Annotated in this window: 19 protein-coding genes and 2 pseudogenes; 16 read left to right on the top strand and 5 right to left on the bottom strand. The window is 72.6% G+C overall.

The features are described from left to right. From BJF79_RS54650 to BJF79_RS41560, 8 genes and pseudogenes are all read left to right on the top strand, one after another. On the top strand, positions 1–102 hold a 102-nt coding region (locus tag BJF79_RS54650; RefSeq protein ID WP_187357136.1), incomplete at its 5' end, for a precorrin-8X methylmutase. Next, positions 99–1,132 (top strand): annotated as a pseudogene (cobC, locus tag BJF79_RS64180) (Rv2231c family pyridoxal phosphate-dependent protein CobC). The gene BJF79_RS54650 and the pseudogene cobC, both read left to right, overlap by 4 nt. Further along, the gene (cobT, locus tag BJF79_RS41580; RefSeq protein WP_410050212.1) at positions 1,116–2,915 is read left to right on the top strand and encodes a nicotinate-nucleotide--dimethylbenzimidazole phosphoribosyltransferase; all 1,800 of its coding nucleotides are present in this window, start codon (positions 1,116–1,118) and stop codon (positions 2,913–2,915) included. The pseudogene cobC and the gene cobT overlap by 17 nt, the downstream one beginning before the upstream one ends. Before the next feature lie 155 nt (positions 2,916–3,070). Further along, the gene (gene cobA / locus BJF79_RS41575) at positions 3,071–4,333 is read left to right on the top strand and encodes a uroporphyrinogen-III C-methyltransferase (protein WP_075905706.1); all 1,263 of its coding nucleotides are present in this window, start codon (positions 3,071–3,073) and stop codon (positions 4,331–4,333) included. Beyond that, positions 4,330–5,256 carry a hypothetical protein gene (locus BJF79_RS64175; RefSeq protein WP_262403366.1) on the top strand — a complete coding sequence of 309 codons (927 nt, stop codon included), beginning with the start codon at positions 4,330–4,332 and terminating at the stop codon, positions 5,254–5,256. The genes cobA and BJF79_RS64175 overlap by 4 nt, the downstream gene beginning before the upstream one ends. Before the next feature lie 37 nt (positions 5,257–5,293). Next, positions 5,294–6,364 carry a hypothetical protein gene (locus BJF79_RS64170; RefSeq protein WP_262403365.1) on the top strand — a complete coding sequence of 357 codons (1,071 nt, stop codon included), beginning with the start codon at positions 5,294–5,296 and terminating at the stop codon, positions 6,362–6,364. Then, a complete protein-coding gene (locus BJF79_RS41565) occupies positions 6,361–8,064 on the top strand; it encodes an ABC transporter (protein WP_143220849.1) in 1,704 nt (567 codons plus the stop codon). Before BJF79_RS64170 ends, BJF79_RS41565 begins: the two co-directional genes overlap by 4 nt. Before the next feature lie 134 nt (positions 8,065–8,198). Then, a complete protein-coding gene (locus tag BJF79_RS41560; RefSeq protein ID WP_075905694.1) occupies positions 8,199–8,597 on the top strand; it encodes a single-stranded DNA-binding protein in 399 nt (132 codons plus the stop codon). 186 nt (positions 8,598–8,783) lie between these two features. Here BJF79_RS41560 and BJF79_RS41555 read toward each other — a convergent pair whose 3' ends face one another. Then, positions 8,784–9,182, bottom strand: coding sequence for a nuclear transport factor 2 family protein (locus BJF79_RS41555; protein ID WP_075905692.1), 399 nt, complete (start codon positions 9,180–9,182; stop codon positions 8,784–8,786). 87 nt (positions 9,183–9,269) lie between these two features. On the opposite strand from BJF79_RS41555, the gene BJF79_RS41550 reads away from it, so the two are divergent. Together BJF79_RS41550 and BJF79_RS41545 are read left to right on the top strand one after the other, a co-directional pair. Next, entirely contained in the window at positions 9,270–9,833 is a 564-nt protein-coding gene (locus BJF79_RS41550) for a TetR/AcrR family transcriptional regulator (RefSeq protein ID WP_075905702.1), read from the top strand. A gap of 306 nt (positions 9,834–10,139) precedes the next feature. After that, positions 10,140–11,435, top strand: a complete 1,296-nt coding sequence (locus BJF79_RS41545) for a GGDEF domain-containing protein (RefSeq protein ID WP_083734633.1) — start codon at positions 10,140–10,142, stop codon at positions 11,433–11,435. 91 nt (positions 11,436–11,526) lie between these two features. Here BJF79_RS41545 and BJF79_RS41540 read toward each other — a convergent pair whose 3' ends face one another. Then, positions 11,527–12,138, bottom strand: a complete 612-nt coding sequence (locus tag BJF79_RS41540) for a TetR/AcrR family transcriptional regulator (RefSeq protein WP_075905698.1) — start codon at positions 12,136–12,138, stop codon at positions 11,527–11,529. Between the two features lie 122 nt (positions 12,139–12,260). Here BJF79_RS41540 and BJF79_RS41535 point away from each other — a divergent pair, with 122 nt between their 5' ends. The 4 genes from BJF79_RS41535 to BJF79_RS41520 all read left to right on the top strand — a co-directional run bounded on the left by BJF79_RS41535 (position 12,261) and on the right by BJF79_RS41520 (position 16,959). Beyond that, positions 12,261–12,629 (top strand): VOC family protein, encoded by a 369-nt coding sequence (locus tag BJF79_RS41535; protein ID WP_075905696.1) that lies wholly within the window; start codon positions 12,261–12,263, stop codon positions 12,627–12,629. 201 nt (positions 12,630–12,830) lie between these two features. Next, positions 12,831–14,495: an energy-dependent translational throttle protein EttA gene (gene ettA / locus BJF79_RS41530; RefSeq protein ID WP_075905690.1), complete on the top strand. Its 1,665-nt coding sequence runs from the start codon at positions 12,831–12,833 to the stop codon at positions 14,493–14,495. A gap of 134 nt (positions 14,496–14,629) precedes the next feature. Further along, positions 14,630–15,067, top strand: a complete 438-nt coding sequence (locus BJF79_RS41525) for an acyl-CoA thioesterase (RefSeq protein ID WP_075905688.1) — start codon at positions 14,630–14,632, stop codon at positions 15,065–15,067. A 515-nt stretch (positions 15,068–15,582) separates the two neighbouring features. Then, positions 15,583–16,959 (top strand): S28 family serine protease, encoded by a 1,377-nt coding sequence (locus BJF79_RS41520; RefSeq protein ID WP_262403364.1) that lies wholly within the window; start codon positions 15,583–15,585, stop codon positions 16,957–16,959. Here BJF79_RS41520 and BJF79_RS41515 read toward each other — a convergent pair. The 3 genes and pseudogenes from BJF79_RS41515 to BJF79_RS64165 all read right to left on the bottom strand — a co-directional run bounded on the left by BJF79_RS41515 (position 16,956) and on the right by BJF79_RS64165 (position 19,448). Continuing rightward, positions 16,956–18,511 (bottom strand): annotated as a pseudogene (locus BJF79_RS41515) (glycoside hydrolase family 13 protein). The gene BJF79_RS41520 and the pseudogene BJF79_RS41515 sit on opposite strands and share 4 nt — an antisense overlap. A gap of 17 nt (positions 18,512–18,528) precedes the next feature. After that, a complete protein-coding gene (locus BJF79_RS41510; protein WP_075905684.1) occupies positions 18,529–18,912 on the bottom strand; it encodes a globin in 384 nt (127 codons plus the stop codon). A 110-nt stretch (positions 18,913–19,022) separates the two neighbouring features. After that, positions 19,023–19,448, bottom strand: a complete 426-nt coding sequence (locus BJF79_RS64165) for a hypothetical protein (protein ID WP_262403363.1) — start codon at positions 19,446–19,448, stop codon at positions 19,023–19,025. Positions 19,449–19,857: 409 nt separating this feature from the next. On the opposite strand from BJF79_RS64165, the gene BJF79_RS41500 reads away from it, so the two are divergent. Continuing rightward, on the top strand, positions 19,858–21,294 hold the full coding sequence (locus BJF79_RS41500; RefSeq protein ID WP_262403362.1) for an XRE family transcriptional regulator: 1,437 nt from the start codon (positions 19,858–19,860) through the stop codon (positions 21,292–21,294). Further along, positions 21,197–21,520: a hypothetical protein gene (locus BJF79_RS64160; protein ID WP_262403361.1), complete on the top strand. Its 324-nt coding sequence runs from the start codon at positions 21,197–21,199 to the stop codon at positions 21,518–21,520. The genes BJF79_RS41500 and BJF79_RS64160 overlap by 98 nt, the downstream gene beginning before the upstream one ends. The last annotated feature ends 2 nt before the right edge of the window (positions 21,521–21,522 follow it).

Genomic DNA, 21,522 nt, shown 5'->3' with positions numbered 1-21,522 from the left:
GCCGCCGGGCTGCCGCAGCTCAGCAACGTGTCCGAGAAGGGCGGGTCCGCGGTCGCCGCGGCGGCCGTCAACGCCCTCCTGTACCACGAGGAGGGCCGATGACCTCGGGCACGGGAGGCCGCGAGATCGACCTGCGGCACCACGGGGACGCGGAGGTCGGGGACGGCCTCGCCGATTTCGCCGTGAACGTGCGGACGGGCATGCCGCCCGCGTGGCTTGCCGACCGGATCCGGGCGTCGGTCGCCGACCTGGCCGCCTACCCCGACCAGCGGGCGGCGCGGCGCGCGGTGGCGCGGCGGCACGGCCGGTCGGCCGAGGAGGTGCTGCTCACGGCGGGCGCGGCGGAGGCGTTCGTGCTGCTCGCGCGGGTGCTGGAGCCGGAGCGCGCGTGGTGGTGCATCCGCAGTTCACCGAGCCGGAGGCCGCGCTGCGGGCGGCCGGTCACGACGTCGAGCGGGTCGTGCTCGGCGAGGACTTCGTCCTCGACCCGGCGGCGGTGCCCGCGGGCGCCGACCTCGTCGTGATCGGTAACCCGACGAACCCGACGTCGGTGCTGCACCCGGCCGCGGCGGTCGCGGCGCTCGCCCGTCCCGGCCGGACGGTCGTGGTGGACGAGGCGTTCATGGACTGCGTGCCCGGGGAGCCGGAGACGCTCGGCGCGCGGCTGCCCGCCGGGGTCGTCGTGATCCGGTCGCTGACCAAGACGTGGGGCCTGGCCGGGCTCCGCGCCGGATACGTGCTGGCCGCGCCGGGCCTGGTCGCGCGGCTGGCGGAGGCGCAGCCCCTGTGGGCGGTGTCGACGCCCGCGCTCGTCGCGATCGAGGAATGCTCCGGGCCCGAGGCCGTCGCGGAAGCCGAGAAATGGGCCGTCGAGCTGGGGACGGAACGGGATCGTCTGGCCGCCGAACTGACCGGACGTGGCCTGTACGTCGTTCCCGGCGCGCGCGCGTCGTTCCTTTGCGTCCGCATCCCGGACGCCCTCGGCATCAGGGCGCTGCTACGGCAGCGGGGTTACGCGGTCAGGCGCGGCGACACGTTCCCCGGGCTCGGCCCCGACTGGCTTCGTATCGCCGTGCGCGACCGCTCGTCCAACGACACGCTCCTGGAGGTCATGGGTGAGCTCGGTATCTGACCGCCCCGAACGGGACGACGAGGCCGGTGACCCCGCGCACGCGTTCGCGTGGGACGAACGTCAAGCCGTCTACCGCGCCATCGCGGAACGACGCGATGTCCGGGACGGCTTCCTGCCCGACCCCATCGACGACGAGGTCCTCACCCGCGTTCTGGAGGCCGCGCACCGCGCACCGTCCGTCGGCCTGACCCAGCCGTGGGACTTCCTCATCGTCCGGGACGCAGCCAAGCGCGAACGCATCCGCGCCCTGGCCGAACGCCAACGCGACGGGTACGCGGCCACGCTGCCGCCCGCGCGCGCCGCCCGCTTCGACGGCCTCAAGGTGGAGGCCATCCGCGAAGCCCCGGTGAACATCGTCGTCACCTGCGACGCCACGCGCGGCGGCCGGAACCCGCTCGGCCGGCACGTCCAGCCGCGCACCGCCCAGTACTCGGTGGCGTGCGCGGTCGAGAACCTGTGGCTGGCCGCCCGCGCCGAAGGGCTCGCCGCCGGCTGGGTCAGCTTCTTCGACGAGCGCGAGCTGGCCGCCGAACTGGGCCTGCCCGCCGACGTCGAGATCGTCGCCTACCTGTGCGTCGGGCACGTGACCGGGTTCCCGCCCGCACCCGTGCTCGACCTCACCGGCTGGGCGCGCCGACGGCCCCTCGCGTGGGCCGTGCACGAGGAGGAGTACGGGCGGCGCGCGCTGCCCGGGAAGGACGCCGTGGACATGATCGAGCAGACGGTCGCCGCGATCGCGCCGCCGGACGAGGCCGCGCTCCGCGACGCCCGCGAGCACCAGGCCCGCCTCACCAAACCGCCGGGGTCCCTCGGCGTGCTGGAGGAGGTGTCGGTCCGGCTGGCCGGGCTCGCCGGGACGTGCCCGCCGCCGCTGCCCGCACCGGCCGCCGTCGCGGTGTTCGCCGCCGACCACGGCGTCCACGCGCGGGGCGTGACCCACTGGCCGCAGGAGGTCACCGCGCAGATGGTGGCGAACTTCCTGGCGGGCGGCGCGGTCGTCAACGCGTTCGCCGGGCAGGTCGGCGCCGAGGTCAGCGTCGTGGACGTCGGCGTCGCCGCCGAACTCGACGCCGCCCCCGGCCTGCTCCGCCGCAAGATCGCGAACGGGACCGCCGACATGACGGCGGGCCCCGCGATGACCGGCGAGCAGGTGCGGCGCGCCGTCGAGACCGGCATCGAGGTGGCCCGCGAACTGGTGTCGGCGGGCGCCCGCTGCCTGATCACCGGCGACATGGGCATCGCCAACACCACCGCGTCCGCCGCGCTGATCGCCGCGTTCACCGGCCTGCCGCCCGAGCGCGTCACCGGCCGGGGGACGGGCGTGGACGACGCCACGCACGCCCGCAAGGTCGAGATCGTCCGCGCGGCGCTCGTCCGGCACGGCCTCGCCGACGGCGGCCGCGACCGGGACCCGCTGGACGTCCTGGCCGCCGTGGGCGGCCTCGAACACGCCGCGCTCGCCGGATTCGTCCTCGGCGCCGCGGCCCTGCGCGTCCCCGTCCTGCTGGACGGCGTGATCGCCGGGGCGGCCGCGCTCGCCGCCGCCGCGCTGTGCCCGGACGTCCTGCACGCCTGCGTCGCCGGGCACCGCTCCGCCGAGGCCGGGCACGCCGCCGCCATCGAGCACCTCGGGCTGCGCCCGCTGGTCGACCTGGAGCTGCGGCTCGGCGAGGGAACGGGCGCCCTGCTGGCGTTGCCGCTGGTCCAGGGCGCCGTCCGGGTCCTGCACGAGGTCGCCACGTTCGACTCGGCCGGGGTCAGCGGCAAGGAAGCGGCACCGTAACGACATGATCACGGACTGAGTCACGCTCGGCTATCGACTCGCCGGAGCCCCTCTCCATGGACTCGCCAAGCCGAGTAACGTTGTCGAAAGAAAGAAACTTGTCGGTCACCGGCGCCCGCAAGTACCCCGACCGTACGAGCGAGAGATATCCCGACGTGCCCCCGTACCTGCTTGGCCTGCGACTCGCCGGGCGACGCGTCGTCGTCGTCGGCGGCGGCCGGGTCGCCCAGCGCCGCGTGCCCGCGCTGCTGGCGGCCGGCGCCGAGGTCGTGCTGGTCTCCCCCGAGGTGACCGCGTCCCTGGAGGCGCTGATCGACGACGGCCGGGTCGTCTGGCACCGCCGCCCCTACGCCCACGGCGACTGCGCCGACGCCTGGCTCGTCCAGGCCGTCACCGACGACCACAAGGTCAACGGCGCGGTCGTCGACGAGGCCGAGGCCGCGCGGATCTGGTCCGTGCGGGCCGACGACGCCGAGGCGTCCCCCGCCTGGACGCCCGCGAGCGGCCGGGCCGGCGACGCGACCGTCGGGGTGCTGCTCGGCGGCGACCCGCGGCGCGCCGCCGGAATCCGCGACGCCGTCGTGGACGGGCTGCGCGACGGCGCCCTCGAATCGCGGGAGTCGCGGCGCAAACCGGCGGGCGTGGCGCTCGTCGGCGGCGGCCCCGGCGACCCCGGGCTGATCACCGTCCGCGGACGGCAGCTGCTCGCGATGGCCGACGTCGTCGTCACCGACCGGCTCGCCCCCGCCGAACTGCTGGACGAGCTGTCCGACGACGTCGAGGTCATCGACGCCGCGAAGATCCCCTACGGGCGGACCGTCACGCAGGAACGCATCAACGACCACCTCGTCGAGCAGGCGAAACGCGGCCGGTTCGTCGTCCGGCTCAAGGGCGGCGACCCGTTCGTGTTCGGGCGCGGCGGCGAGGAGGCGCTGCACTGCGCCCGGCACGGCATCCCGGTGACGGTCGTCCCGGGCATCACCAGCGCCGTCGCCGTGCCGTCCGCCGCGGGCATCCCGGTCACCCACCGGGGCGTCGCGCAGGAGTTCCACGTGGTGTCCGCGCACGTCGCGCCGGACCACCCCGACTCCACGGTCGACTGGGCGGCGCTCGGCCGCGCCCACGGCACGCTCGTCCTGCTCATGGCGGTCGAGCGGATGCCCCTCATCGCCGAGACCCTCGTGCGCTATGGTCGATCGTCCGACACGCCGGTCGCCGTGATCCAGGACGGCACCCGGCCCGCCCAGCGGACCGTCGCGGCCACCCTCGCCACGGTCGCGGACGAGATGGCGGCCGCGGGCGTCCGGCCCCCGGCGATCGTCGTGGTGGGCGACGTGGTGGCCGTGGGACGCGAGATCGACCTGATCCGAGCCGACGAACGAGCCGACATTCCAGCCGACATGGGACGGGATCCGTGACACCCCCCGCAGAGCAGAGCGCGGTTCACGACGAGGAGGCGGGCACCGGTCAGGGACCCCGCGAACGGGACCCCGAGGCGCCCGAGCGGCGGCCGGCGGCCGCGGGCCGCACCGCGCCCGCCGTCCGGGACGAACCGGACGCCGCGTCCGAAACCGCCTCCGAGAGCGACACGACCGAGAAGGACGAAGGGGAGAAGAAGGGCAAGGCCCGGGCCAAGGGCAAACACGCGCGCAAGGGCGGGGACGAGCCCGAGGACGCGGCGGCGGGCACCGATCCGGCCGAGCCGGAGAACGCCTCCGAAGGGCAGGACGCCCGTGCGGCGCGGCGTGATCCGCGGGACGGGGCCGGGACCGTCCGGCAGGGCGAGCTGATCCAGGCCCTGACCGTGCTCCGCGAGCGGCTCGGCGCGTTCGAGTTCGTCCTCGACCTGCCCGGCGCCGGAGACGGCAAGGAGGCGCGCGACGAGCTGCGCGCCCAGATCGAGGACTACGTCCTCCCGCGCATCCAGGCGGCGGGCACCCCGCTGCTGGTGGTCCTCGGCGGATCGACCGGCGCGGGCAAGTCGACGCTGGTCAACACGCTCGTCGGGTCCCGCGTCAGCGCCACCGGCGTGCTCCGCCCCACCACCAGCAGCCCGATCCTGGTCTGCCACCCCGACCACGCGGACTGGTTCCTGGAGGGCGCGCTGCTGCCCGGCATGGGACGGGTCCGCGGGCCCGCGCCGGACGCGATCGCCGGCGATCAGCTCGTCGTCATCGCCAGCGACGCGCTGCCGCCCGGCCTCGCCCTGCTCGACAGCCCCGACTTCGACTCCGTCTTCGAGGACCACTACGAGTTCGCCACCAAGCTGATGGCGGCCGCGACCTGTGGCTGTGCGTCACCACCGCCGCCCGGTACGCGGACGCGATGGTGTGGCAGATGATCGAGCGCGCGAAGGAGAACGGCGCCACGGTCGCGTCGTGCTGTCGCGCGTCCCGCAGGGGTCCGCGGGCGCGGGCGCCGCCGAGGTCGTCGAGCACTTCGGCGAGATGCTGGACGAGCACGGGCTCGGCGACGCCCGGCGGTTCACCGTCCCCGAGACCCGCATCGAGGAGAGCCGCCTCCCGGAGGAGGCCGTCGCCGACGTCCGCGAATGGCTGACCGGCGTCGCCGCCGACATCTCGGGCCGCGAGATCGTCGTCGGCGACACCCTCGCCGCCGTCCTGGACAGCATCCGCGACCGCGTCTCCGAGATCGGCGAGCACGTCGAGGCGCAGGCCGGGCAGCGCGCCGAACTGGCCCGGGCCGTCGAGACCGGGTACGGCAACGCCCACGCCGAACTGGAGGAGGCCACCCGCAACGGGTCCCTCCTGCGCGGTGAGGTGCTCGCCCGCTGGCAGGACTTCGCCGGGACGGGCGACCTGCTCCGTTCCCTGCACGTTCAGCGCGCGCGCAAGGGACGCGGCTCGAACCGGCGGCGCCGCAGCCCCACCCGTGTGCGCGCGCTCAAGGCCGCGCTGCGCAGCAGCCTCGAATCGCTGATCATCGCGTCCGCCGAGCGGGGCGCCGAACAGGTCCTCGCCGCGTGGCGCGAACACCCGGCGGGCGGCCCCGTCGTGTCCGGTCCCGCCGCCGAGATCGGCACCGTGTCCCCGGAACTCGCGCGCCGCGCCACCCGCGCCGTCAGCGCCTGGCAGGACCACGTCCAGGAACTGATCCGCACCGAAGGGGTGACCAAGCGCTCGGTCGCGAAACTGGTCTCGTTCGACACCGAGGCGGTCTCCCTCGTCCTGACCGTCGGGCTGCTCGGCCACGGCGCGTCCGAGGAGGGCGGCGCCGTCCCGCAACGCCTGCTCAAGGCCCTGTTCGGCGCCGAATCCCTCCGCGGGATGGGCGCCAAGGCCCGCGCCGACCTGCGCAGCCGCATCGGGATGCTGTTCGACGAGGAGGCGATCCGGTTCGGGCAGGTCCTCGACGCCGCCGGCATCCCCGACGAGACCGTCCCCGTCCAGCTGTACCAGGCCACCTACAACCTCGAGGTTGCCCGATGACGACATCGGCCGTCCCCGCGAACTCACCGGCGGGCTCCCCGGCCAGCACCGGCCCGATCCCCGTCCCGTCCGACGCCGTCGCGCCGCCCGCCGAACCCGCGGGCGCCGCGCTCACCGAACGCCTCGACGGCCTCGACCGGCTCGTCCAGGCCGGTGCCGGACGGCTCGACCGGCCCCTCATCGAGGACGCCGGGGCCCTGCTCGACCGTGCCGGGCAGCGGCTCAAGCTGTCCGGCGAGCACACCGTCGTGACCCTCGCGGGCGGCACCGGCAGCGGCAAGTCGTCCCTGTTCAACGCCATCTGCGGGCTCGAACTGTCCCCGCCGGGGATGCGCCGCCCGATGACGTCCAAGGCGCACGCCTGCGTCTGGGGCCTGGACGGCGCCGGGCCGCTCCTCGACTGGCTCGACGTCGACAAGAAGCACCGCTTCGCCCGTGCGGGCGCGAAGGAGCGCTCCGACGGTTCCCTGCAGGGACTCGTCCTGCTCGACCTCCCCGACCACGACTCGATCCAGGCGATGCACCGCGCCGAGGTCGACCGGTTCGTCACCGTCGCCGACCTCCTCGTCTGGGTCGTCGACCCGCAGAAGTACGCCGACGCGTCCCTGCACCGCAACTACATCGTCCCGTTCGCCCGGCACACCGGCGTCACCCTGATCGTGCTCAACCAGGTCGACCGGCTCGGTCCCGCCGAGATCGACGACTGCGTCGCCGACCTGCGGCGCCTCCTCGAAGCCGAGGGCCTCGCCGATCCCCGCATCGTGACGTCGTCCGCCGTCGCCGAGGACGGCGTGACGGGCTTCCGCGAGGTCCTCGTCGACACCGTCGCGGCCCGCCGTGCCCGCACCGAGCGGCTGTCCACCGACATCGACCGGGTCGCCGAACGCTTCATCGAGCACCGCCTGGCCGCCGAGCCGCCGACCACGATCGACGACGACCGCCGCGCCGAGCTCGTCCAGGCGTTCGGCGACGCCGCGGGCGCCCCCGCGGTCGCCGAGGCCATGGAGAGCGCCTACGAGCTGCGCGCCGCCGACTTCATCGACTGGCCGGTCAGCACCCTCATCACCCGGCTGCGCTCCGACCCGCTCCGCCGGATGCGCCTCACCGAGCTCCGCGAGGAACTCCGCGGCGCCTTCACCGGTCCCGTCGGAGCCCAGCAGGGCGACGTGGACGTCGCACTCCAGGGCGTCGCGGAGGGCGTGGCCGCCGAACTGCCCGTGCACTGGGCGCGTTCCGTCCGGACGGCGGCCCGGTCCCGCGCCGCCGAGATCCCCGAGGCCCTCGGCGAATCCCTCCGCGCGGCCCTCCCGACGTTCAACCAGGTGCCGCGCTGGTGGTGGCTGGTCAAGACCTGGCAGTACTTCCTCGCCCTGGTCGCGGCCCTCAGCGCGGTGTGGATCGCCGTCCTCATCGGCTACGGCGTCATGGACGCCACCGCCCCGGGCCCCCTCGGCGACGCGGGCCTGATCCCCTACGTCGCCGTCCTCGTCCTGTGCACCCTCGGCATGGGCCGGCTCACCACGTCGGCCTGCCGGAACCTCGTGGCCCTCTCGTCCGCCAAGCACGGCGACAAGATGGAGGACCACATGCGCGAGGGCATCGAGCGGGTCGCACGAGAGAAGGTCGTCGAACCGATCGAGGCGGACCTGCGCGCCTACGCCGGGTTCCGCCGCGACGTCGACGTCGCGCTCGGCAAGTAGACCGGACGGCCGCCGCCCCGGCGATCCGCACGGGTGCGGCGACCGACCGAAGTTATCCACAGGCCGGGTTTTCTCTTCCGACCTCGCCCGCGCCGCGCCACCGTGGAATCAACGCACGAACCACGGAGGCAACCATGAACGAAGCGAACGTCACCGTCGTCGGCTGGGCCGCCGCCGACCCCACGTACGTGGTCACGGCGAACGGCGTCCCGTTCCTCTCCCTGCGGGTCGGCTGCACGCCCCGCCGCTACGACCGGGAGACCGGCGAGTGGATCGATCAAGAGACCCAGTTCATGAACGCCGTCTGCCGCCGGTCCCTCGCCGACAACGTCCAGGCGTCCCAGATCGGCCGCGGCACCCCCGTCATCGTCACCGGCCGCCTCCGCGTCCGCCAGTACGAACGCGACGGCCAGTGGCGCACCGCCGTCGACATAGAGGCGGCCACTGTGGGCCACGACCTGACCAGAGGCACCGCCGAGTTCACCCACACCCGAAGAGCGTCCCTCACCGGCCAGGAACCCAGAGCCGCCTGACCGCCGTGAACGGGCACCGCCCCGTCCCCATGAACCCGTCATGGGGTCCGGTCGCCGGTCGTCGGACCGCGACCAGCGCCTGTCCGGGGCCGGGCTCGGGAGAGGGGTGATTTCTCATCGACAGGTCGGCGATGACGGCTCCGCCGTCGACGTGGTAGCGGCGCATGGTGTTCTTTCCGGCTGATCTCAGCCGTTGGGCCGGGAGTCTGTGGCCAGGGGGACGTCGCCTGCGGTCTTGCTGTAGCCGAGCGCCTCGACGATCCGGCCCTCGCGCACGTGCATGAGGTTCACGCCGCTGACCCAGTCGGTGGGACCGGTGCCATAGGTGTAGTGCCAGCGGATCGTGGCCCGCTCTCCGGCGATCACGGTCTCCTGCGGTTCGAACCGGCCGGCCCGGTCCTCGACGAGTGTCCGCCACCAGGCGACGCAGGCCCGGCGGCCCTCGACGCGTTCCCCGGTGGGGGCCGGCTGGACGGACTCCATCACGCAGTTCTCCGCGACCAGTTCGTCGAGCAGGTCGGGATCGCGCTCGACGAAGGCCCGGTTGAAGCGGTCGATGACCTCGGTGGTGGAAGGGAACGACATGAAGACTCCAGATAGATAGAATGATCGGTCTACTTGATGTATATCGACCAGTTGTTCTACTCGTCAACCCGTGGGAGGGTGAACTTCATGAGCGCAGGTGCCGAGCCGGGGCCCCGGGACCGTCTGCTGGAGGCGGCCGGGCGGCTGCTCTACAGCGAAGGCGTGAACGTCGGTGTGGACGCCCTCCTCAAGGCCGCGGGCGTGGCCCGCCGCTCGTTGTACGAGCACTTCGGCGGCAAGGCCGGCCTGATCGTCGAGGTGCTGCGCCGCAGCGCCGCCGAGGACGAGGCCGACTACCGGCGCACCATGGACGCCGCCGGGGACGATCCGCGCGATCGGCTACTCGCGATCTTCGGCAGGCTGGGCGAGGTCGTCGCCGAACCGGGCTTCCGCGGCTGCCGCTACCTGGCCGTCGACCTGGGGTTGGCCGACCGCGAACACCCGGCGCACGCCGTCACCCGCGACTACCGCCGCCGCGTGCACGACCTTCTCGAACACGAACTGCGCGCGCTGGGCCACCCCCGCCCCGCCCGCGCCGCCGACCAGTTCCAGCTCCTCATCGACGGCACCCTCGCCGCGGGGGCCACCGCTTCCGCCCCCGCTCCCGCTTCCGCCGCCCGCGACCTGGCCGAAAGGATCCTGACCGACTGATTTTCCGCCCGGCGTTCAGGCGATGGGTCTCCATACCGGGGTGCCCGATACTGGGGCGCACGCTTCTACGGCGGTGGCGTGCGCAGGTGTTGGAACCCGATTTCGGCGGCGGTTGCCGCATCACGGCGGTGATTTCTTCCCCGGGAAGTGCGCGGCGGGGTGTACTCGGCTACGTGTCCGGCGGGTTCGGAGGCGGGTTCCGCGACGGTCAGTTTCATGTTCCCTACCGAACGTGCCTGTTTCCCACCCCTTCCGCACACCTTGCAACTATCGTATTACACAACGTGATGCGTGTAAGGGGGAAGGATGACGGCAGTGCAGTCGTCCGCCGAGGACCGTGGTGGGGAACTCGCCCGCAGGCCCAGGCGCAGGGCGATCCCGGGGCGTCCGTCCCTGCTCGTGGTGTACGTGCCCGCGGTCGTCGCCGTCCACGTGGCGCTCCTCGCCGCGGGGCTGGTCACCGCCTCCTGGCGCGCGGACGACCTGGTGACGTTCGGGGCGCTCGTGGCCTGCGGGGCGGTGTGCATCGAGGCGACGCGCAGATTGGGGATCCCGGCGGGAGTCGGGCGGGACCTGCTGTCCGCCTGGTGGCTGCCGGTGGCGCTGCTGCTGCCGCCGGTGTACGCGCTGCTGATGCCCATTCCGTTGCAGGTGCTGCTGCAGTTCCGGGTGAAGCGCACGCTGGTGTACCGGCGGGTGCTGGTGGCGTCGGCGCTCGGTGTGGCGGGCGCCTGCGCGGCGGTGGTGTTCCACCGCGTCGTGCCGGAACCGCTCGCGGGGGCGCAGTGGGTGCTGGAGGCGTGCCCCGCGGTGGCGGCGGCGGTGGGATGCGCGGCGCTGTTCACCGTGGTGAACTCGGCGCTGGTCGGGGTCGCGGCGCACGCGGCCAACCCGCAGGGCCGCTGGCGCGACGTCCTGTGGAACCGCGAGAGCCTGCTCCTGGACGTGGTGGAGCTGTGCGTCGGCATCCTGGTGACGGTGACCGCCGCGCTGACGCCGTGGCTGCTGGTGGTGGCGCTGCCCCCGGTGATGCTGCTGCAGCGCAGCCTGATGCACCAGCAGCTCCAGGCGGCCGCCCGGACGGACGCCAAGACGGGTCTGCTGAACGCCGCGGCCTGGCAGCGGGAGGCCGACACCGAGCTGTCGCGCGCCCAGCGGACGCACGCGGGGCTCGCGCTGCTGCTGATCGACATCGATCACTTCAAGCGGGTCAACGACACCCACGGCCATCTGGTCGGCGACCAGGTCCTGGTCGGCGTCGCGAGCACGCTGTGCCACCAGCTGCGCGACTACGACGTGGTCGGGCGGTTCGGCGGCGAGGAGTTCGTGGTGCTGCTGCCGGGCGCCGACACGGTCGAGGCGTGCCGGGTGGCCGAGCGGCTGCGAGGTCGGATGAAGCGGCTGGCGGTGCCCGCCGAGGAGGGAACGGTGTCGGTCACGGTGTCGATCGGCGTCGCGCTCTTCCATACCCACGGGGAGGATCTGATCGAACTGCTCGCGGCGGCCGACCTCGCGCTCTACCGGGCGAAGTCGTCCGGACGCGACCGGGTGTGCCTGCCGGCGCTCGAAGCCCCCGGAGCCGCCGGGGCCGCCGGGGCCTGACCCGAGGGGCCGGTGGCGCTGTTCGACCGGGCAATGGGCTGCTACATCGGCCCCGAGACCGCCATCCGGGGTGATCGTGTCGGCCGGGCGCTCACGAACCGGGTCCGCGCCGGACGTCCTGCGGTTCAGGTCGTTCCGGGGCGCGGTGTGACAGGCCGTCGAGGAGGAGGGCGGTGATCTGCCGGGCTTCATCGAGCCAGCCCTCGGTGGCGCGCATTCGGCAGATGCCGCCCAGGGCGCGCAGCAGGGTGGAACCGGTGACGTCGTCGCGCACCGTGCCGGCCGCGCCGCCCGCGTCGAGCAGCCGGGTGAGGGCGTGCTCCATGCGGGTGCGCGCGTCATCGAAGACCGGTGAGTCCGTCGCCATGATGCTCTCCAACGCGATGGACATCCCCTTCCCCACGGCCGCGTGGTCCACGAGCAGCAGCAGGAAGCGCCGCAGGGCCTCGTCCGGGGGGTGCCGGTCCAGCAGGTCGGCGGGCGCGGCGCACAGGTCGTCGACCTCCTTGCGGTAGACCTCCTCGATCAGCGCCTCGCGGGTCTCGAAGTGGCGGTAGAGCGTTCCGACGGCGACGCCGGCGCTGCGGGCGATGTCCTCCACGTGGGCGTCGGTGTCGCCGCCGAGGAACGCCCGGCGGGCCGCGGACAGCAGCGCCTCGCGGTTGCGACGCGCGTCGGCGCGCAGCGGACGTGATGCCGGCAAGAGGACCTCCATAAGGTGAGTCCGGTTCCGTTTGCGTATATGGTTTCCGGAGTCGGGTTCATGTTACGGCGGAGGCGCCCATGCCGATCGGCGCCGCCCGGTACGAAGAACAGGAGACTTCCGTGCCCATCACTCTGAAATCCATGATCGTCGACGCCGCCGACGTCGAGGCGGAGAGCGCCTTCTGGCACCGGCTGCTCGGCGGATCGATCACCCGTACGCCGGCCCACCACTTCGTCCAGGCCCCAGGTCTCCCGGTTCTCGTCGTCCAGTCGGCCCCCGGACACGTCTCCCCGAACTGGCCGGACGGCGCGTCCCAGCAGATGCACCTCGACTTCGGCGTCGACGACCTCGCGGCCGCCGACCGCACGGCCACCGAGGCCGGCGCCGCCCGGCTGCGGCCCACCGGCGACGTCGACCCGGAAACCCGCACGGGCGGCCGCGTCTACGCCAGCCCCGCCGGACACCCCTTCTGCCTGCGATCGGCCTGAGGCCGCCGCCGCGCGCGGCGCACCGCCTGCCCGGCGCAGGGGTCGCCGCGAGTACGGGAGCAGTGTCGACGCCCTCCCGGCGACTGCGCGCCCGGACCATGATCATCCTCGTCCGATGACCGCTGTACCGCCGTTCCCCCGGGGCCGATGTCCGGGCGAGTGCGACCAAGCGGTGCCGCGGACCCTCTAGGCTTGAGAATTATGGCCGAGTACATCTACACGATGCAGCGTGTGCGCAAGGCACATGGCGACAAGGTCGTCCTGGACGACGTCACCCTGCATTTCCTGCCCGGCGCCAAGATCGGCGTCCTGGGGCCGAACGGCACCGGTAAGTCGACGCTGCTGCGGATGATGGCCGGTCTGGAACAGCCGTCGAACGGCGACGCGCGTCTCATGCCGGGCTTCACGGTCGGGATGTTGCAGCAGGAACCGCCGCTCAACGAGGAAAAGACCGTTCTGGAGAACGTCGAGGAGGGCGTCGCCGAGACCAAGGCGATGCTCGACCGGTTCAACCAGATCGCCGAGCAGATGGCGACGGACTACACCGACGAGCTCATGGCGGAGATGGGCAAGCTGCAGGAGCAGCTCGACCACCGCAACGCCTGGGACCTCGACAGCCAGCTCGAACAGGCGATGGACGCGCTGCGGTGCCCCGCGCCGGACGCCGAGGTGTCCAAGCTGTCGGGTGGCGAGCGGCGCCGCGTGGCGCTGTGCAAGCTCCTGCTGGAGGCCCCCGACCTGCTGCTGCTGGACGAGCCCACCAACCACCTGGACGCCGAGAGCGTGCAGTGGCTCGAGCAGTTCCTCGCCAAGTACGAGGGAACCGTCCTCGCCGTCACCCACGACCGGTACTTCCTCGACAACGTCGCGACCTGGATCCTGGAGCTCGACCGGGGCCGCTGCTACCCCTACGAGGGCAACTACTCCGTCTACCTGGAGAAGAAGGCGGAGCGCCTCAAGGTCGAGGGCAACAAGGACGCCAAGCGCAAGAAGCGCCTCCAGGACGAGCTGGAGTGGGTCCGCTCGAACCCGAAGGCGCGGCAGACGAAGAGCAAGGCGCGTCTGGAGCGGTACGAGGAGATGGCCGCGGAGGCCGCCAAGACCCGCAAGCTGGACTTCGAGGAGATCCAGATCCCGCCGGGTCCGCGCCTGGGCAACACGGTGATCGTCTCCGACAAGCTGACCAAGGGCTTCGGCGACCGGATCCTGATGGACGAGCTGTCGTTCAACCTCCCGCCGAACGGCATCGTCGGCATCATCGGCCCGAACGGCGTCGGCAAGACCACGCTGTTCCGGATGATCGTCGGCGAGGAGCAGCCGGACGGCGGCGACATGCGGCTCGGCGACACGGTCAAGGTCTCCTACGTCGACCAGGGCCGCGGCGGCATCGACCCGAAGAAGACCGTGTGGGAGGTCGTGTCCGACGGGCTCGACCACATCAACGTCGGCCAGGTCGAGATGCCGTCCCGCGCGTACGTCGCGGCGTTCGGCTTCAAGGGCCCCGACCAGCAGAAGCCCTCGGGCGTCCTGTCGGGCGGCGAGCGCAACCGGCTGAACCTCGCGCTCACCCTCAAGCAGGGCGGCAACGTCCTGCTGCTGGACGAGCCGACCAACGACCTCGACACCGAGACCCTGTCGAGCCTGGAGAACGCGCTGCTGGAGTTCCCCGGCTGCGCCGTGATCACCTCGCACGACCGGTGGTTCCTGGACCGCATCGCCACGCACATCCTCGCGTGGGAGGGCGGTTCGAACTGGTTCTGGTTCGAGGGCAACTTCGCCGACTACGAGAAGAACAAGATCGAGCGGCTCGGCGCCGACGCCGCCCGCCCGCACCGTGTCACGCACCGCAAGCTGACGCGCGACTAGCGGTTTCCGAACGGCCGCTGCCGCGCGTGCGCGTGGCGGCGGCCGTTTTTTGTCACCTCCCGCAGTACGGGGCCGCGACGGGCCGCGGGTAGCATCGGGCCGTTCGAGCGACCCCCATCGACCCAGGCGAGGACATGACGGCAACCGACCTGCCTCCGGCCGAGTACCGGCACGTCTACGAGTTCCACATCCGCTTCGGGGACATCGACTCCCAGGGGCACGTGAACAACGTCAAGTTCCTCGGATACCTGGAGGACGCGCGCCTGGAGATGCTCCACGGCGACCCGGTGCGCAAGGGCGAGGAGCCCGTCCGCGGCATGGTGATCTCCCGGCACGAGATCGACTACCGGCTGCCGCTGCTCCCGACCGTCTACCCGATCCGGGTCGAGACGTGGGTGACCGAGGCCCGCGCGGCGTCGTTCAAGCTCGCCTACGAGGTACGCGACGACGACAACGTCTACGCCGAGGCCACCTCGACGCTCGTCGCGTTCGACGTCGACGCCAACCGCCTGCGCCGTTTCACCCCCCACGAGCGCGACTTCATCACCCGCTACCTGGCCCCCCGTTCCTGACCCGTCTGCGCCCGGCTTCAGTACCCATCCCGGTCCGAGGCCCCCGCCGCCGAGCCCCCGGCTCTTGCGCCTCCGGCTCTGTCCCGGCCCGGTTTCGGGTCTCCGGCTCCGGCCTCGGCTCTTGCGCCTCCGGCTCCGCCCCGGCCCGGTCTCGGGTCTCCGGCTCCGGGAGCTGCTCCGGCCTTCGAGGTCTGGGGGCCGGAGGCCTGGCGCTGGCTCCGAGTTCCGGGATTTGGGCGAGGGTGCGGTTTATGGGGGTTTGCTCCTGATCAGGTGGTCGCGTTCTCCGGGGGCCGTCGATGGTCTTCGGGGGCCGGTTCTGCGGCGGTCTTCGTGTCTTTTCGGCCGTTCATCGGGAAAGTTCGGTTGCCGCTCGCATGACACCGGGTGATCACGGATAAGTAACGAGCGACGCAGGAATCCGTTTTTGCCCGGGTTTTCGCTCTAGTGTCGCGACGCAAATGTGGCGAACCCACGTGGAAAGGGACACAATGCGGCGCGTCTCACAAGGGGCGGTGGCGCTGTTGCTCACCGCGGGTCTGGCCGGATCCGGCCTCACCGCGGCACAGGCGGCGACCACGACGCAGGAGGGCGACATCGGCGCCCGGCTCGACGCGATCCCGGGCATGGAGGTGACGGAGAAGCCCTCGACGATCCCCGGGCAGCGGTGGTTCTGGCTGACCTACCGGCAGCCGGTCGACCACCGCGCGCCGGACGGGCGGTGGTTCGAGCAGCGGATCATGCTCCAGCACGTCTCGGCGGATCGGCCGACGGTCTTCTACACCAGCGGCTACCACACGCCGGAGGTCATGTTCACCGCCGAGCCGACCGCGCTGGTGAACGGCAACCAGGTCTCGATGGAGTACCGGTACTTCACCCCGTCGCGGCCGGAGCCGGCGGAGTGGCGCAAGGACACGATCTGGCAGGCCGCGACGGACCAGCACCGCATCATCGAGGCGCTCGACGGGATCTACACCGGCAAGTGGCTCACGACGGGGGCCAGCAAGGGCGGCATGACGGCCGTCTACCACAAGCGGTTCTACCCGGACGACGTGGACGGCAGCGTCGTGTACGTGGCGCCGAACGACGTGCGCAACCGGGACGACCGGGCCTACGACCGGTTCTTCGAGACGGTCGGGAGCCCGGAGTGCAACGCGCACGTGAAGGCGCTCGCGCGGGAGTTCCTCGAACGGCGTCCGGCGATGCTCGAACGGTTCGGGGCCGCCGCGCGGGCGAACGGCTGGACGTTCGAGACCCTGCGGACGCCCGACCGCGCGTTCGAGAACTCGGTGATGGACTTCGAGTGGGCGTTCTGGCAGTACAGCCTGGAGTCCGACTGCAAGGACCTGCCCGCGGCGACCGCGTCGGACGACGAACTCTACGAGGCGCTCGACACCGTGTCGGGGCTGTCGTTCTACACCGACCAGGGGCTGGAGCCGTACGTCCCGTACTACTACCAGGCGGGGACGCAGCTGGGCTGGCCGAAGCCGGAGTTCCGGAACCTGCGGCCGATGCTGCGGTACGAGTCGAGCTACCAGCCGCGCACGTACGTCCCGCGTGACATCCCGATGCGGTTCGACCACGGCCGCGCGATGCGCGACATCGACAAGTGGGTGCGGCGGAACGCCGAACACATGCTGTTCGTGTACGGCGAGAACGACCCGTGGGGCGCCGAGCCGTTCCGGCTGGACCGCGGCGCCCGCGACTCCGACGTGTACGTCGCCCCCGGCCAGAACCACAGCTCCCGGCTGATCGCCGAGCTTCCGGCGGAGCAGAAGGCCGACGCGCGGTCGGACGTGCGGCGCTGGGCGGGCGTCCAGGACGAGCCGCGCACGCTGCGGTCCGGCCCGGCCGCCGACGACCCGCTGCAGCTCCAGCGGCCGCGCCTCTAGGACTGGAGCCAGGCGCCGGTGTTGCCGGGGAGGAGGTCCCCGTACAGCGGCGTGCTCGTCAGCAGCACCCGGCCCGGTGGGAGCCGGGCCGGGTGCTCGCCGAAGTTCACCGCGCAGGTCAGCGGCCCGCGCCGGAAGGCGAGGACGTCGCCCGGGGCATCGAGCCAGCCGATGTCCTCGGGGAGGTCCGGTTGCAGCCGCCGCCGCAGCGCGAGGGCCTCGCGGTAGAACGCCAGCATGGAGGACGGGTCGGACGACTGGGCCTCGACGGTGAGCGGCGCCCAGTCGTCCGGCATCGGCAGCCACGGACGCGCGGTGGTGAAGCCGTACGGCGGGGCCTGCCCCGACCAGGGCAGCGGCACGCGGCAGCCGTCGCGGCCCCGCTTCTCTCCGCGGCTGCGGCGGAAGATCGGATCCTGCCGGGCAGCGTCCGGCAGGTCGGTCACCTCGGGCAGTCCCAGTTCACCGCCCTGGTACAGGTACGCCGAGCCGGGCAGCCCGAGCAGCAGCGGCAGGACGGCCCGGGCGCGCGCCCGATGCCCGGCCCATCCTTCGGTTCCTCGTACCGGGTGGCGTGCCGGACGGAGTCGTGGCTGGACAGCACCCAGGTCGGCGCGGCGTCGATCGGTTCGACGGACGCCAGCGCGGTGTCGATCACGTCGCGGAACGCCGACGCCGACCACGGCGCGAGCTCCAGGTCGAACTGGAAGACCTGGTGGAGTTCGTCCGGACGCAGGAAGCGCGCGAGTTCGTCGGCGCTGTCGGTCCACACCTCGCCGATCGCCATCCGGTCGCCGTCGTAGGAGTCGAGGATGCGGCGCCACTCGCGGTAGACGCCGTGGACCTCGTCGCGGCTGTACTTGGTGCGGCCGGTCCGGCGGGGGTCCGCGCCGAGGTCGGCGAGCGCCGGGTCCTTGAACAGGCCCGCGGCCACGTCGATGCGGAATCCGTCGACGCCGCGGTCCAGCCAGAACCGCAGGACGCTCTCGAATTCGTGCCGCACTTCCGGGTCGCGCCAGTTGAAGTCCGGCTGTTCCGGCGAGTACAGGTGCAGGTACCACTCGCCGTCGGGCAGGCGCGTCCACGCCGGACCGCCGAACGCGGACGTCCAGTCGTTCGGCGGTTCCTCCGAACCGGGTGCGGTACCCGGTTTGCCGGGGCGGAAGACGTAGCGTTCCCGCGCCGGTGATCCGGGCGGTGCCGCGACCGCCTCGCGGAACCACGGGTGCCGGTCGGACGAGTGGTTCGGGACGATGTCGACGATCACGCGGAGCCCGTTCGCGTGCGCGTCGGCGACGAGCGCGTCGAAGTCGGCGAGCGTCCCGAAGCGGGGGTCGACGTCGCGGTAGTCGGCGACGTCGTAGCCGCCGTCGGCCAGCGGGGACGGGTAGAAGGGGGTGAGCCAGAGCGCGTCCACGCCGAGCGCGCGCAGGTGGCCGAGCCGCGACCGGACGCCCCGCAGATCGCCCTCGCCGTCCCCGTTCGAGTCGGCGAAGCTGCGGACGTAGATCTCGTACACCACGGCGTGACGCCACCACGGGGATCGCCTCATGCCGTGCGATCTACCCGCTACGTCGGGGCGTTCACCAGGGAGTTCGCGGCCATCGTGAAGTAGTTCCAGAGCATCTGCTCCAGCTCCGCGGGGAGCTCCAGCTCGTCGACGGCGACGCGCATGTGGCGCAGCCACGCGTCCCGCTCCTTCTGGCCGATGACGAACGGGACGTGCCGCATCCGCAGCCGCGGATGCCCGCGCCGTTCGCTGTAGGTGTTCGGCCCGCCCCAGTACTGGACGAGAAACAGGCGCAGCCGCTCCTCCGCGGGGCCGAGATCCTCCTCGGGGTAGAGGGCACGCAGTTCTGGGTCCTCGGCCACACCCTGGTAGAAGCGGTGCACCAGCCGGCGGAAGGTCTCCTCGCCGCCGACGGCCTCGTAGAAGGTCACCTTTTCCGTCATAGCGATCCCCACCCTATGCGAGAGATCGCCGGATCTGCCGGGCGAACGCGCCCCGCGGGCCCGCGGCCACCGCGCCGTACCGGCCGCGGGCCCACGGGACGCGCCCGGTCTCAGCAGCGGCGCGGCGGCCGGCTCTCCCGCGGGCACCGGCGCGCGGCGGTCGCACGCCGCCGGTTCCCGTGCTCGCGGACGTCCAGGTCATCGCGGACCGGTTCCGGGACCGGCCCGCGGGCGGCCTCGCGGGCCGCTTCGAGGGCGGGCGACAGCGGTTGCAGGACGTGCGCGAGCTTGCGCGCGGCGGCGTCCGGGTCGCCCACCCGGACCATCCGCTCGCCCCAGGACCACCAGTAGTAGTGGTCGCGGCCGTCGGGGACCGGCGCGCACGTGACGTCCTCGGCCAGGCTCGCCGCCTCCGGGTTCACCACCCGCAGGAACGCCGGCCCGGAGCGCGTCCGGACGACGCGGGCGACGAGCCCGCGCGTGCCGAGCTCGCGCTCCAGCTCCTGCAGGTAGCCGACGCGTTCGTCGCTGACCACCGTTCGCACCCCTTCCCTCGATCGCGCTGCGGCGGAGGGTCCCGCGCCGCGCCCCGCCCGCGTCCGTCGAAGATCGACTCAGCGGATCCGGTTCGTTACTCCCGGCGAGAATTGCAATTCTCACACTGTCGGGTCAAGGGCGCTCGCGCACGCCGAAGTACAGAGGTTTCGCCCGCTGGGAGAAGGTTCTCATCCGTCGGAGGAAGAATCTCTACCCTGGGTGGCGAGGATCACCCCGAGGCTGCCCCTCTTGCCGGGAAAAGCTTGGCCGCCCCTGCCCCTGGAGTTACGCTGCGTGCGCGAGAGATTATCTCTCGTGGCCATTTGGTAACCGGTCGCTGTGGCAGGGACGATCGCCTCTCCCCGGGGTGACGAACGTGTCGGCACGACGGTGAGGAGGCCGGAGGCGATGTCGGAACCCCCCCGGAAAGAAACGGACGTCGCGCGCCGCATCCGCGCACACGGCCTCGCCCGCGGGCGCGGCGCCGCGCAGATCGCGCGCGAGATCCACGAGCAGTGCGCCCCGCTGTTCGGCACGAGCCGCATCAAGGCGCACCGGCTCGCCCACGGGGTCGCGCTGTCCGACATCGTCGCCCAGGTCAAGGCGCTGTACGAGATCGACGGCAAGCCGCTGCCCCGGCTGGGGGAGACGCTGCTGTCGGCTTACGAGAGCGGCTACAAACGACCCGGCCCCGAGTACCTCCACTACCTGTGTTCCGTCTACCGGGTCGAACCCCAAGAGCTGGACTACCAGGGTCCCTGCATCTGCGGCCGTGTTCACGCCGCCCGTCCGGGCGCGTCCGCCGCGGCCCCCCCGCCGCGCGCGCCCGAACGGCCCGCGACGGTCCGGGAACCCGATCCGCGTCCGCTCGTCGGGGCGATCGTGCCCAGAGCCGGGGAGAGCCCCTGGCCCGCCGTCAACGACCTCCGGGGCCCCGACCGCGCCGACGGCCCCCTCAACATTGATGTGGGAGAGGAGGACATCGTGCTCCGCAGAACCCTTCTGCAACTGCTGGCCGGAGCGGGCGTGCCGCTCGACGGCCAGATCCTCGGAACGGTCGACAGCCTGCGCCGCAAGATGGACGACACCCTCGTCGGCGCGACGGTATCGCCGACCATGCTCGACCAGTGGGAGGAGACCACCTACGGCTACGGCCGCCAGTACCAGGCGACGCCGTCCCTGCGGATGCTGTGCGACGTGCTGCTGGACTTCAGCGAAGTGCGCCGCATGTGCGACCAGCGGCAGCCCGTCGAGCTCCAGGAGCGGCTGTGCCGGATCGCGGCGCAGCTGTCCGGGCTGTCCGGGCTCATCATGATCAACCTGGGCGACCACCGGCTGGCCCGCTCGTTCTTCCGGACGGCCCGTACCGCCGCCGACGAGACCGGCGACCGGCAGCTGCGCGCCTGGGTGACCGTCCGCGAATCGCTCGTCCCGATGTACTACGGCGACCCGCGCGAGGCCCTGCACCTGGCCCGCAAGGCCCAGGACCTGGCCGGCCGCACCCCCGGGGTGGCCGCCGCGATGGCGCCCGCCGTGGAGGCGCGCGCGCTCGGCATGCTGGCGATGCGCGGCCGCGGGGACGCCGCGCCGAGCGCCTCGCCGCGCCCTGGTGCGCGGACGCTCGGTGTTCGACCAGCTGTCCAAGACCGACACCGGCGACCTGGTGTTCGGCTTCACCGACCGGCAGATGGCGTTCTACGAGGGCGACACCTTCACCAGCCTCGGCGACCACCGGCAGGGCGACGAGGTGCTCAGCCACGCCCTCACCCTCTACGAACCCACCGACCGCGTCGACCGGACGCTCGTCCGGCTCGACCGCGCCACCTGCAGGCTGCACGCCGGTGAACCGGAGGCGGCCCTCGCCGCCGGGCAGGAGGCCATCCTGGACCTGCCCGCCGACCACCGCTCCGACATCCTCGTCCACCGCGCCCGGCAGATCGGCGCGGCCGTCGCCGCCCGGCACGGCGGCGACGCCCCCGGGTTGCAGGACTTCTACGAGGCCCTCGCGGGCCCGTGGGTGACGAGCCCCGCGCAGGACAAGCCGTCCGTCCCCCCGGCCGGACAGGTCTGAAC

The organism is Actinomadura sp. CNU-125 (assembly GCF_001942465.1).
In the GTDB taxonomy this organism is placed as follows: Bacteria; Actinomycetota; Actinomycetes; order Streptosporangiales; family Streptosporangiaceae; genus Spirillospora.
The sequence above is the reverse complement of the archived record's forward strand: the minus strand, read 5'-3'. Positions and strand labels throughout refer to the sequence as shown.